The 12,268-nt window shown below is 69.6% G+C and carries 9 protein-coding genes; 4 read left to right on the top strand and 5 right to left on the bottom strand.

What is annotated here, in order from left to right; all coding sequences use genetic code 11:
* Positions 1-81 precede the first annotated feature (81 nt).
* On the top strand, positions 82-765 hold the full coding sequence (locus ACFW0G_RS06360; protein WP_378323745.1) for a LysR family substrate-binding domain-containing protein: 684 nt from the start codon (positions 82-84) through the stop codon (positions 763-765).
* On the opposite strand, the gene ACFW0G_RS06355 is transcribed toward ACFW0G_RS06360, so the two are convergent.
* Positions 729-938, bottom strand: a complete 210-nt coding sequence (locus ACFW0G_RS06355) for a hypothetical protein (protein WP_378323744.1) — start codon at positions 936-938, stop codon at positions 729-731. The two genes, ACFW0G_RS06360 and ACFW0G_RS06355, sit on opposite strands and share 37 nt — an antisense overlap.
* A gap of 307 nt (positions 939-1,245) precedes the next feature.
* Here ACFW0G_RS06355 and ACFW0G_RS06350 point away from each other — a divergent pair, with 307 nt between their 5' ends.
* Together ACFW0G_RS06350 and ACFW0G_RS06345 are read left to right on the top strand one after the other, a co-directional pair.
* Positions 1,246-2,697 (top strand): amidase, encoded by a 1,452-nt coding sequence (locus tag ACFW0G_RS06350; protein WP_378323742.1) that lies wholly within the window; start codon positions 1,246-1,248, stop codon positions 2,695-2,697.
* A 305-nt stretch (positions 2,698-3,002) separates the two neighbouring features.
* Positions 3,003-3,743: a glycoside hydrolase family 75 protein gene (locus ACFW0G_RS06345; protein ID WP_378323741.1), complete on the top strand. Its 741-nt coding sequence runs from the start codon at positions 3,003-3,005 to the stop codon at positions 3,741-3,743.
* A 121-nt stretch (positions 3,744-3,864) separates the two neighbouring features.
* Here the strand turns inward: ACFW0G_RS06345 and ACFW0G_RS06340 are convergent, their stop codons facing one another.
* The 4 genes from ACFW0G_RS06340 to ACFW0G_RS06325 all read right to left on the bottom strand — a co-directional run bounded on the left by ACFW0G_RS06340 (position 3,865) and on the right by ACFW0G_RS06325 (position 10,558).
* Positions 3,865-7,596 carry a S8 family serine peptidase gene (locus ACFW0G_RS06340; RefSeq protein WP_378323739.1) on the bottom strand — a complete coding sequence of 1,244 codons (3,732 nt, stop codon included), beginning with the start codon at positions 7,594-7,596 and terminating at the stop codon, positions 3,865-3,867.
* A gap of 75 nt (positions 7,597-7,671) precedes the next feature.
* On the bottom strand, positions 7,672-8,868 hold the full coding sequence (locus ACFW0G_RS06335) for a CU044_5270 family protein (RefSeq protein WP_378323738.1): 1,197 nt from the start codon (positions 8,866-8,868) through the stop codon (positions 7,672-7,674).
* On the bottom strand, positions 8,861-9,472 hold the full coding sequence (locus ACFW0G_RS06330) for an RNA polymerase sigma factor (RefSeq protein WP_378323736.1): 612 nt from the start codon (positions 9,470-9,472) through the stop codon (positions 8,861-8,863). The genes ACFW0G_RS06335 and ACFW0G_RS06330 overlap by 8 nt, the downstream gene beginning before the upstream one ends.
* A gap of 309 nt (positions 9,473-9,781) precedes the next feature.
* On the bottom strand, positions 9,782-10,558 hold the full coding sequence (locus ACFW0G_RS06325) for an AraC family transcriptional regulator (RefSeq protein ID WP_378323735.1): 777 nt from the start codon (positions 10,556-10,558) through the stop codon (positions 9,782-9,784).
* A 115-nt stretch (positions 10,559-10,673) separates the two neighbouring features.
* Here ACFW0G_RS06325 and ACFW0G_RS06320 point away from each other — a divergent pair, with 115 nt between their 5' ends.
* A complete protein-coding gene (locus ACFW0G_RS06320; RefSeq protein WP_378323734.1) occupies positions 10,674-11,600 on the top strand; it encodes an NADP-dependent oxidoreductase in 927 nt (308 codons plus the stop codon).
* Positions 11,601-12,268: the final 668 nt, after the last annotated feature.

Here is a 12,268-nt window from a genome sequence, read left to right as displayed (position 1 = left end):
CCCACACCGCGCGGCCCCCCCCACCGCGCTGCGGGGTTTCCATATCGCCACACGGCGATAGCACGCCGGGGCCGGGGGCCCGTGGCGGGCCCCGGCGCCCGCGCGACGGCGGCACCCGGCCGGTTGACCGTCGGTTACTCCGGAGGTCTCATCGTCACCCCAGCCACCAGCGCGCTACGCCGCCGGCGCCCGGAAGCCGAGGTGCGGACGGTGCACCTCGGCTGGTGCCGGCCCGCCGAAGGCCTGCTCGACCGCCAGGTCGACGCCGTGGTGGCACGGCTGCCGTTCCCGGACGACGGCCTGCGGGTCACGCACCTCTACGACGAGCCGCGAGCGGTGGTGGTCCGCCGCGACCACCGGCTGGCCGCGCGGCCGTTCCTCACCCTCGAGGACATCGCCGACGAGCCGCTGCCCTGGGTTCCCGGAACCGATCCCGCGTGCGCGGCCTTCTGGCGGCTGGAACCGCGCCCGGACGGACGCCCCGCGCCCAAGGGACCCGCGATGAACGCCCTCGACGACACGTGGGAGTTCGTCGCGGCCGGTGACGCCGTCGCCGTCACGTTCCTCAGCCACGCTCAAACCGTCCGGCCCGACCTCACGCTGGTCCCCTTGCGCGGCGTCGAGCCCAGCCACGTCGTACTGGCGACGCGCGCCGACGACAACGAGCCCCTCGTCTCGGAGTTCCGCCGCTGCGCCGTCACGCACCTGGCGCCATCCGACAGGCTCGATCAGCCGATCGGTGGTGCGAGGTACTCCAGCGCATAACCATCGCCGGACGGGGTTACGCGGGCGATGCCGGGCGAGTCGAGGTGGGCGCCGGCCACGAAGTGGTGTGGCTGGGTCAATTGTTCGAGAAGGGCCGCTCGGGCCTGGGACTGGTTGCCGTCGAGCTCCCAGGACATGTCCGGCTGATCGAACTGGAGCGTGGGAGCGTGCACGGTGTGGACAGTGCGAAACAGGACGGCTATTGCCCGTCGGCAACAATGTGCAGGGAAAGGCCCCATGGGTGATCGGGAAAATCAACGGTCAGTGGGCAGGAATTGAGACATCCATCCTGTTGCACGACGCGGTATTCCATGGCCTGTGCGGGCGGAGTTTCCCGCTGTCGGCGCTGTGACCTGCGGTGGGCCGCCTTCGGTGGGGGAGCGAGTGCGCGACTTCGCCGGCGAAGACGGCCCGTTCGGCCTCCCTGTTGCGTGAACCGGCGTTTTATGTCCGCTGTGGCAGGCCGATAGCGTCGGATTCATGGAGTGGAATTTTCGGACGGCGGAAGAGCTCGCGGCCGCGTTGCGTGCCGGTGAGGTGACCTCGGTGGAACTGACCGACGAGGCGATCGCTCGTATCGAGCGGGACGACAAAGTGATCAACGCGATCTGCGTGCCGGACTTCGACCGTGCGCGGGCCGCCGCGCGGGAGGCCGACCAGGCGCGCGCCCGCGGCGAGGATCGGCCACTGCTCGGTGTTCCGGTGACGGTCAAGGAGTGCTACAACGTCGCCGGGCTGCCCACGACCTGGGGCATGCCGCCGCACCGGGACTTCGTGCCTGCCGAGGACGCGGTACAGGTCTCGCGGCTCAAGGCCGCGGGCGCGGTGGTGCTCGGTAAGACCAATGTGCCCTTGGGGCTGCAGGACATCCAGAGCTTCAACGAGATCTACGGCACCACCAACAACCCGTGGGATCACGGTCGCACGTCGGGCGGATCCTCCGGCGGGTCGGCGGCGGCGCTGGCGTGCGGGTTCGGCGCGTTGTCCATCGGCTCCGACATCGCCGGTTCGCTGCGCACCCCCGCGCATTTCTGCGGCGTCTACGCGCACAAGCCGACACTCGGGCTGGTGGCGAACCGCGGTATGGTCCCGCCGGCCATGCCGGCATTGCCGGTCGACCTCGACCTCGCCGTCGTCGGTCCGATGGCGCGCACCGCCCGCGACCTCGCGCTCCTGCTCGACGTCATGGCGGGGCCGGACCCGCTGACACTCGGCGTGGCGCACCGGCTGGCGCTGCCGCCCGCCCGCCACGACCGGCTCCGCGACTTCCGGGTCCTGGTCCTCGACGAGCATCCGTTCGTTCCGACCGGGGCCGCTGTGCGGGCGGGCGTGAACCGGGTGGCCGGCGCGCTCGTCGACGGCGGCGCCCACGTCGAACGGCGCAGTCCGCTGCTGCCCGATCTGGCCGAGGCCGCGACGCTCTACATGCAGTTGCTGATTTCGGGCTCCGTCGCGCGGTTTCCCATCGAATCGCAAGAGCAGTTGCGGCTCCACGTCGCCGGACTGAGCGCGGACGACCGGAGTCTCGACGCCGCGCGTCTGCGCGCCATGATGTTCAGCCACCGCGAGTGGATCGAGGCGAACAACGGCCGCGAACTCCACCGCCACGGCTGGCGGCGGCTGTTCGCCGAGTTCGACGCCGTGGTGTGCCCGATCACGCCGACGCCCGCGTTCCCGCACGACCACCACCCCAATCCGATGGAACGGCGCATCGACATCGACGGCGTCGAGTACCCCTACTTCGACCAGCTCGTCTGGGCCGGCCTGGCCACCATGCCCGGCCTTCCGGCCACCGCCATACCCGCGAGCCGGTCGCCCGAGGGACTGCCGGTCGGAGTACAGCTCATCGGTCCGATGTTCGAGGACCGCACCCCGCTGCGGCTGGCCGAACTGCTCGAGCGGAAGATCGGCGGCTTCCAGGCGCCGGAGTAGGGCGCACCGGCCGGGATACGGCGGGGACAGGCGTTGTCCACAACGCACGTCCCCGCCGCAGGAGGCGAACATCGGGAACAGTGGCTACTCACCCCGCGCCTACTGCTCGCGGTCCAAATTGGACCCGCCTGCGTTCCGATCAGCGGGAGCTGTCCCGATGGTCGGAATCCGGGGCGGCGGCCTTGAACTTTCTCGAGTCGAGCTCGTGACACGGGGCGGTCATGGGTGGTTCCATATGTTAGGAAGTTTTCCTAACATATGCTGGAGGTCGCCCGGTGATGTCATCCTCCCGAAGGCGTTTCGCGGTGGTAGGCGCTGCTCTGGCGCTCGCCGCGCCGCTCGCTGTCAAGTCCGCCGACGCAGCCACGACGAACACCAGCGCCGCGGCGGCCCCGTCGTACACGGCCGCTCAGGTGCTGGCCGGCGTCAAGAAGAACAGCACGGACGCGAACAAGGTCAACAGCAAACCGCACATCAACACCATGACACGGGCCAAGAACGTGAACGTGTACCAGGTGGTGAAGGGCGTCTACGCCTACGGTTCCGGCCTGGCGGTCGACACCGACGGCAGCGACCCCGACCCCGATCCGGACCACCAGGGCACCACGACGTTCAAGGACAGCAACGGGAAGTCCCTTGGCGCGCACCACGTGCCGTTCTACGTGCTCGGCGACGACTGCTACGACAAGAAGAGCCCCTGTCCGCACTTCTTCTACAAGGAGCACGGCATCAAGGGCAGGCAGTTCGCGCTGATGTTCTACAAGAGCAAGGTCATCGGCGCGATCTTCGGCGACACGCAGACCGCGAACGACCAGGACACCTCGGACAACGACTCCCGTGAACTGGGTGAAGCGTCGGTGAAGGCGGCGTCGCTGCTCGGCATCAACAGCAGCGGCACCGACGGCGGTGTCGACAACGGCGTGACCGTGGTGATCTTCTCCGGCTCGGACTGGGTCGTGAACGGTACGAACTCCACTCTGAACGCCAACGCCCAGGCGATGGTCAGCAAGGCGCTGGACAGCCTCGGCTCGAGCATGCACCTCTGATCCCCGCACCGGACCCACGCAGAACGCGATTACCACCATGGACGCCGAAGGCGAAGTGGGCGGGAGCGCGTTCTGCGCGGTGTGGGGGGTTCGCCCGGCGGGGCGAACCCCCCACGGCCACTCAGCCGATCTGGTAGGCGCGGGTGATGGTCTGGCTCACCGCGTTGCCCTTGTCATCGGTGGCCTTGGCCCGCAAGGAGGCGAACCCGCTCACCGGGTGGCGGACCTTGGCCGTCCACTTCGGACCGTCCGGGGCCAGCTCGACCGGTTGCCAGGTGGCACCGTCGTCGTAGGAGATCTCCACCGACAGCGCGGTGACCTTCGGCGGCGAGTCCTGCCGGGTCACCGTCACCGGGAAGCTGATCTCCCTGCCGCCCGGCACGATGTTGCGCAGGTCCGCCGGTGGGGCGAACCCGACGGCGAGCATGCCCAGCGGTGCGTCCGCGGACCGGGCCGACGCGACCGTCCACTCACCACTGAACTTGGTGGAGACCGGCCACCAGGGCTGGTCCCTGGTCACCTCCGTGGTGATCCGGTACGTGCCGAACCGCGCCGGGCCCTGGAAAACACCGCGTCCCGGCGAGTTCTGGGTACCGAGCAGCTGACCGTCCAGATAGGCCGCGGTGGTACCCCGGTCCAGTCCGTAGATGTAGTCCGTGCCGCTGCTGTGCCCGGCCGCGTCGGAGAACACCGGCAACGTGACGTCGAGCGCGTAGTCCTCGGTCTGCGACACCCACGGACGGCCCGACCCGGTGGTGCCGGTGAAGGCGGGGCCGATGACCGCGGCGTTCCAGTCGATGCGGGAGGACTTGCCCGCCGCCAGGGTGCGCTGCCCCTCGACGAGGGTACCGCCGGGGCGAGCGCTGGCATCGGAGAACTCGACGCCCTGCACCGCGAGTCGCCAGTCACCCGGGGTGAAGTAGCGCCGTTCCTCGGACTGGGGCGTGGCACTCCTCCCGCCCCGGTTGATCTCCCCTTCCGGACCCACCGCGAACGCGTACACCATCGGGAGGAATTCCTTGGCGTAGCCGTGGTAGGCCATGGTCACCGCGGCCACGTCCGCGGCCCTGGCCTCGTGTACCAGGTTGGCAGGGATGCTGCCCGCCGACGGGTAGTACAGGTCGTACGCGTATTCGCTGTGGTCCCGTATGGTCAGCGAAGAGGTCAAGCCGCCGGCCTTGGCCAGTGCCACGTAGCGGTCGCCGGTGTACCCGTCCACCGAGAAGGTCGGCAGCGACCACGTGACGGGTGCGGCGCCGAGCAGCCTGGCCGAGGCGCCGGCGTCGACAAGGCGGTAGGCGGCGAAGCGCCCACCGGCCGCCTTCACGTTGTCGACGCGCTTGCTGGCCTCGCTGGCGGGGATGCCGTTCGGGAAGTCCAATAGCACCAACTTGTCCTTGGCGTCCACCTTGGACAGATCGGCCGGTGTGCCGGCACCGCCGTAGACGGTGCCCAGCCGCTGGGCGGACAGCGGGGGGCCGTCGGAGAACGGCGCGAAGCCCACGTCCACTGCCAGCGGTTGCGCCCCTTCCGCGGTGAGTTCCACGCGCGGCTGTAAGAGCTGTATGTCATTGGTGAAGCGGAAGTACTTCGAGCCCACCCCCGGGGTGGAATAGGCGTAGAGCCGCTGGAACTGTGCGCCGGCGGCCAACCCGAGCGACACCGGCTCGTGCGGCCCCTCGGGGCGGGTTTCCAGCCGGGCACTCAGTCCACCGGCGGGGGAACCGGTCTGGTCCGTGTGGACCGTCACCGGCTTGGCCTGGCGGGCATCGAAGGACACCGTCGTATCACGGGTCACCTTGACGTCCGGGTTGGCGAACGCGGTGACTTCCACCGGAGCGTCCGGCCTGCGGGCCGTGAGTCCCGCGCTCAGGGTGTATTCCCCTGGCGGCACCCGCATCGGCTTTCCGGCGTAACCGAAGAAGCTCTGTCCGGTGTGGACGTTGACGGCGACGGAGGTCTGGTTGTCCTGCGCGCCGGGTGCCTTGCCGTCCCTGCCCAGCGTCTTCACCGACAGGTCGTACAGCTCCGGCTCGTCCTGCACCCCGACCGGGGTGCGCACCCGCGTCTTGCCGTCCGCGGTGCTCGCCAGCAGGAGACCCTGGTAGGTGCCGGGCTTGCCGGACCTCGAGGTGAACGTGATGTCCACAGTGGACTTGCCACCCGCGGGCACGGTGACCGAGTTCGCCGAGATCTTCGCCAGGTTCGCGGCGGGCGGCTGCCCCTGCTTGTCCGCCAGGCTGAAGGCGAGGCCCAGCGTGACCGGGGTGGCGCCGGGGTTGGTGTAGGTGACCGTGCGCTTATCGGGCTTGCCGGACCACCGCACAACGGTGTTCACCGTCGCGGGCTCGGACCGCACGGCCTGGGTCACCGCGGTGGCCACGTCGAGCCGGCCACCGCCGAGCGCGGTCACCCCGATACCCGGTAGTTCCTTGGCCGTGCCGACCAACCCGGACTTGAGTTGCTCGCCGGTCCAGTCCGGGTGCTGGTGCGCGAGGATGGCCGCGGCGCCCGCGGTGTGCGGGGTGGCCATCGAGGTACCGGAGAGCGTGGTGTAGTACTCGCCCACCGGTTTGCCGATAGTGGTCCCCTTGGCGCGCGCGGCCACGATGTCGCTGCCCGGGGCGCCGATCTCCGGCTTCACCGCGCCGTCGCCGACGCGCGGGCCGCGGTCGGAGAACGGGGACAGCGCGTCGGACTTGGTCACACTGCCCACCGCCAGTGCCGCGTCGGCCGTGGCAGGGGAACTGACCCCCTCGTCCTGCCCGCTGTTACCGGCGGCGACCACGAACAGCGTGCCGTACTGCTTGCTCAGCTTGTTGATGGCCTGCGATTCGGGGTCGGTACCGTCGGTGGGGTAGCTGCCCAGGCTCAGGTTGACGACCTTCGCCTTGGCCTCGCGCGCGGCCCACTCCATGCCGGCCATGATGTCGGACGCACGGCCCGAGCCGCCGTCGCTCATCACCTTGCCGATGGCCAGCTTGGCGTCCGGGGCGACCCCCTTGTACCTGCCGCCCGAGGCCGCGCCGGAGCCGGTGATGATGGAGGCGACGTGCGTGCCGTGCCCGTTGCCGTCAGCCACGCTGCCCTTGCCGCTGAAATCCTTGCTCTGCGCGACTTTCCCGGCCAGGTCGGGGTGCTCCGCGTCGATCCCGGTGTCCAGGATGGCCACGGTGACGTCCTTGCCGGTGTAACCGGCCTGCCAGGCCGCCGGTGCGCCGATCTGCGGCACGCTCTGGTCCAGCGAGGCACGCACCTGGTGGTTGAGCCAGATCTTGCTCGGCCCACCGGACAGCGCGGCCGGTCCGCCCGCGCTCAGCCCTGCCCAGAACTCCTTGGCGTCCTTTTTGGACTCACCGAGTTCGGTGTAGCCCAGTTCGCCGAAGCTGCGACCGCGCTGGGCGCCGGCCGGCGCGGCCGAGCGGGCGGCCACGCCGTCGGAGTACTCGGCCAGCAGCGGCAGCGTGTCGGTGCCGGCGTCGTCGTAGCCCTGGCGGATCAACCCGGTGATGTTGAACAGTTCCCGGTCGAGCCGGCCCGCTTCGACGAGCGGAAGGGCGGAGACCGGTACCAGGTACGAGTCGGTGCTGTCCCCGTGCCGGGCGCCGAACTGGACGTACGGCGCGTGCCCGGAGCGGGCATCGTCCTGCATGGCCAGTGACCAGTGGCCACGCGCGTCCCTGTGCGCGCTGACCCGGTCACCGGTGATCAACGTGACCTGGTGGCCGTCGCCGTCCCCTGCCGGTGCGCCCGGCGCGGCGGCCGCGCCCGCTTGGCCGGGCACGGCCGCCAAGGTCGCCGCCGCGCAGGCCGTGGCCAGCACGCCGGCGGTCAACCGTCTCCGTGGTGTCATCAGTACTCCCTCGTGAGGTGATACAGGGGTTGCCGGGTATCGGGAAACTTGGGTGGATACGGGCTGGCCAACGGGTCACTGTCCTGGCGGGACGGCGCCCTGTTCGTCGGCGACGGCGGTCCGCACCGAACTGGAGAAGGTCACGGTGCCGGGCTTGATGCCCGCTACCGTGATGTCGTTTTCCTCCGGCTTGAGCTGGGTCCGGCGTTCCCCGATGAATTCCCCGGTGGCGGGATCGACGATGATTTCCATGCGGAAGGTGCCGTCGACCGGGTCGACGCCCAGTGCGACGCCCGTGCGGCCGTCGAGGTTGGCCACCTGCTCGGTCACCTTGAGTCCGGGGATCTTGGCCACGGCGCGGTAGAGCGACTCCTCGAGGTCGGCCGGCACGGCACCGGTCTTGAGCAGCCGTGTGGCGATGTCCAGTACCCCGCCGAGCTTGGGTTTGTTCACCACCGAGAGGTCGGCCGCCATGAGGTCGTACAGCTGCTGCGGGTCACGCGGTAACTCGGCCAGCTGCCGTTTGGTGGGCGCGCCCCATTCGTCGTCGGACCGGCCGACGAGGGCCATGGCCTTGGCGGGGAACTTTCCGCTCGTGGCGCGCCATTCACCACTCGGCCAATACGCGTTGAGGTCGGCATCGTGGTTTTTTTCGATCTGCTCTGTGGCGGCCCTGAGCGTTTTTTCGTTGCCGATGAGCCATTTCCTGTTCCCGGTGGGCGCGGTTCTGAGCAGCCATTGCCCGTCGAAGTCGCTGGGCTGCCAGGTCTGCGTCAGCTGTTCGCCGGAGAAGGCGGCCGGGATCCTGCTGTCGTTCCACAGGAGCCAGGTGTGGGTCGCGACATAGCGGAACTTGCCCGCGGGGAGGGGAGTCTCACCGGTGACATGGATCTTGTCGGCGGCGGTGTTCAGTGCCTGCTGCACCGACACGAACTTCACCCCCGGCGCGGCTACCTGCGACGGGAGTGAAGGGTCACCGTGGTCGGCTCCGATGATCGCCGTGGTGGCACAGACGGCGATGACCGCCGCGGCGGCGACACTGATCCACCAGCGCCGCCCGGTGGGGGACGCCGGCTTTCCCTTGAACTCGATCAGTGGGGTGGTTCCGGGCACACGAGTGTTCGTTCCTTCGAGGGACCGTACCGCGTTCAGCAGGGCGTTGTTCGCGGCGGCCAGGGGCCGCTGGTCGGTGAGTTCCTCGGCGCGCAGCGAGTTCAGTGCCTCGTCCAGCTCGTCGTTCGTCCACAAGCGACGGATGTTGTCCTCAGTCATCGGTGTGCTCTCCTTCCGGACTGTGCAGGGCCTTGGGTGTTGCTCGGGCTCGGAGTAGCCGTCTGACCCGGTGCAGCCGGGAACGGACAGTGCCCGCGGGAATATCGAGTACCGCACCGATTTCACTGGCATCCAGCTCTCCCCAGCCGGCCAGCAGCAACACGTCCCGATCCCCGGGGGCGAGATCGGCCAGCGCGGCGGCCAGTTCCCGGACCCTGACCTGAGCGTCGACCCGGTCGGCCACCCGATCGGCGTGCCCGTGGGTGACCTGCGTGCCGTGGTCGTGGGCGGTCATCCGCAGGTACCGGATTTCGGCCCTGGCATGCCGGCGCAGCAGGTTGGTGGCGATGCCGAACAACCAGGCGCGGGCGCTGGCCCGTGCCGGGTCGTAGCTGGCCCGTCGCTGCAACGCGATCAGGAACGTGTCACTGACCAGATCGTCGGCTACCGCGGGCCCGGCGCGGCTGGCCAGATATCGGCGCACGTCCCTGGCATGGTTGTCGAACAAGCTCTGGAAGACCGACTGAAGGTCGTGCCCGCACAAGTCCGGTCGATCATCACCGTCCACCCCGCTCGCCGGGGCGTACCGCTCAGCCCTAGTCACATCGCATATTCACCCGAGCCGCCGGAAGTGTTCACCCCCGCCACACGACACGAAGGCCCAGGGACCCGCGCAACCGGCCCGGGCCTGTTCGCCAGGCGAGGTTGTGCCTGGTAGAAGCCGCAACAAACCTGCGGGGCACACGTAGCCCGCAATGGCCGATGTGCGGCACGTCACACGGGGATCCCTCCGGACGCTGACGGTTTCGTACAGCTCCGTCGGTCTTTCGCCTGTGCCGCCGAGGCATGCGGTCCGGGTTCGCGTGCGCGTCGAGCGCCGGTTCCGGCCGCGCGAGGTTCGGGCAGGCCGAGGCTACTCGTGTGGTGCGTGCGCGGTAGCGCGGTAGCGGCCGGGTGTCTGGCCGACGAGATCGGTGAAGGCTTCGATGAAGCTGCTCGGGTTCGCCCAGCCCAGCCGTATCGCCGTGTCGGTGACCGAGGCGCCTTCGCCGAGTTCGAGCAGTGCCCGCTGAATGCGCAGCAGCGTGCGCCACTGGTGAAAGCTCATCGACAGTTCGCTGCCGAACAGCCTGCTGAGGGTTCGTTCGCTGGAGCCGGTCCGGTGCCCCAGCTCCGCCAGGGTCGCCGGGCTGGCCGGGTCGGCGTGCAGCAGGTCGGTGACGGCCTTGAGGCGGGTGTCGCTCGGCTCCGGGAGACGCAGCGGTTCCCGCCGGGCACGAGCTAGCTCCGAGACGACGACCTCGAGCAGCAGGCTCGCGCGGGGACTGTCGGCAGGGTCGTGGTCGGTGAGCAGCGCCAGGTAGGCCTCGCGCATCAGGGCACTGGCCACGAACACCGAGGGCTCCGCCGGTAGCCGCTCGGCCAGTTCCGCCGGAACCCGGAGCAGCCGGACTTCGGTCTCGCCGTACGAGCGACTGCTGTGTACGTGGAAAGGCGGTACCCAGGTGATACGGCTCGCCGGCGCCACCCAGGTGCCCACCCGGGTGTCGGTGACCAGCGCTCCGGAAGCGGCGTACCTGAGCTGCCCGAAGTCGTGGAAGTGCGCGGCGACGTCCTCGCCGTGGGCCAGGGGCGCGCAGACCGCCGAATCGTCGGTCCAGAACACCGGCTCGTCGACCGCTTCGCTCATAGGTACTCAGCCTAGCCCGCGGTTGGCGGGTTATCAGAATTTTCTGGCGGGGTACCGGTAGCGCGCCTGAGCTGTGGCGATCATCGTTGTTCTCACACCCAAAGTCAGGAGAGTCATGCGCGTCATCACCCAGCAGAAGCTCGGCGGTCCCGAAGTGCTCACCGTCGTGGACGCGCCCGAGCCCCGAGCCTTGCCGACCGAGGTTCTCGTCCGGGTCGAGGCGATCGGGCTGAACCCGCTGGAGGCGCGACTGCGCGCCGGCGAGTTCCCGCTGCTCGGCCGTCCGCCGTTCGTTCTCGGCTGGGACATCAGCGGCGTGGTCGAACAGGCGCGGACGTGGCGGTTCCGGCCCGGCGACGAGGTCTTCGGGATGCCGCTGTTCCCCCGGGCGGCCAACGCGTACGCCGAAGTCGTGGCCGCTCCGGCACTGCACCTGGTGCGCAAGCCGGCGTCGCTGTCGCACGTCGAGGCGTCGGCGCTGCCGATCGTCGGGCTGACGGCGTGGCAGGGCCTCGTCGACCTCGGCGGCGTGACCGACGGCGACCGCGTCCTGGTTCACGGCGGTGGCGGCGGGGTCGGCCACGTCGCGATCCAGATCGCGAAAGCACGCGGCGCGCACGTGATCACGACCGCCAGTGCGAGCAAGCGGGAGTTCGTCGAAGGACTCGGCGCCGACGAAGCGATCGACTACACGAAGGTCGACTTCGCCGAGACGGTCCGCGACATCGACGTCGTGTTCGACACGCTCGGCGGCGACACCGCCGAACGATCGCTCGGCGTGCTCCGCCCAGGCGGCCACCTGGTGACGGCGGTCGCCGACGAGGACACAGAACTCGCCGCGAAGTACGAGGCGGCGGGCATGCGCTTCAGCGGCATCGGGGTCGACCCCGATCCGGTCGCCCTGCGCGGTCTCGCCGAACTCGCCGAACAGGGCGGACTCCGGGTCCATGTGCAGGAAACGTTCCCATTCGAACGCATCGCCGACGCACACCGGCTGCTCGACGGCGGTCACCTCCAAGGCAAACTCGTCCTCACCGTCTGATCCGCCGCGGGGCTGGATCGATCAGGCGTGGTAGGCGGTGGTGGAGACCCATCCGCACGGAGGTCTCCGCCACCACTGCCGATGTGCGGGGTGCTCAGCCCTGGCGAGTCGGCCGAAGGGTCAGGTCCCCGATTTCGACGTGTTCGGCAAGTTCACGGCCGTCGCGTCCTGGGCGCGGTCGGCACCTGTGCGGTTTTGCCGGTAGGCGATGTCCCCGGCCGATACTGCTCGAACTGGACGCTGTCGATCTGGCGCTGTCGGCGTCGGCGATAGCCGGTCCGCCCGAGGCGACGGCACAGGTGTACGAGTTCACCGCCGGCTGGCCTGCGCTGACGGCGATCACCCTCGAGTGGTCGGCTCGCCGTACCTCCCTCGCGCCGGCCGCGCTCGCGTGCCCGGGTGGGCCGCTGTTCTCCTACCTGACCGAGGAAGTGCTCGCCGCGGAAACCCCCGGGACTCGCGAGGTGTTCGGCCGGCTCGCGGCCGTGTCCCGCTTCACCGCCGAACTCTGCCGGGAGAACGGGTTCGGTGAGATTTCCGGGGCTCGTCCGACGGGGCTTGCTGCAGGAGTGCGGGGGGTGTCCCTATGTGGTTGTCAAGCCGCGGCTGGGGCGGTGGTGGGTTCGGGGTGGCGGTAGTAGGTGTGGTTGCGGAGCATGGCGTAGAGG

The sequence above is a fragment of the Amycolatopsis sp. NPDC058986 genome, from assembly GCF_042741125.1.
Taxonomy (GTDB): Bacteria; Actinomycetota; Actinomycetes; order Mycobacteriales; family Pseudonocardiaceae; genus Amycolatopsis.
The sequence above is the reverse complement of the archived record's forward strand: the minus strand, read 5'-3'. Positions and strand labels throughout refer to the sequence as shown.

Excerpts from the sequence above, each read along its gene's own strand:
- ACFW0G_RS06320 (WP_378323734.1), top strand. The coding sequence starts at position 10,674 with ATGCGCGTCATCACCCAGCAGAAGCTCGGCGGTCCCGAAGTGCTCACC.
- ACFW0G_RS06335 (WP_378323738.1), bottom strand. The coding sequence starts at position 8,868 with ATGACTGAGGACAACATCCGTCGCTTGTGGACGAACGACGAGCTGGAC.
- ACFW0G_RS06350 (WP_378323742.1), top strand. The coding sequence starts at position 1,246 with ATGGAGTGGAATTTTCGGACGGCGGAAGAGCTCGCGGCCGCGTTGCGT.
- ACFW0G_RS06340 (WP_378323739.1), bottom strand. The coding sequence starts at position 7,596 with ATGACACCACGGAGACGGTTGACCGCCGGCGTGCTGGCCACGGCCTGC.
- ACFW0G_RS06325 (WP_378323735.1), bottom strand. The coding sequence starts at position 10,558 with ATGAGCGAAGCGGTCGACGAGCCGGTGTTCTGGACCGACGATTCGGCG.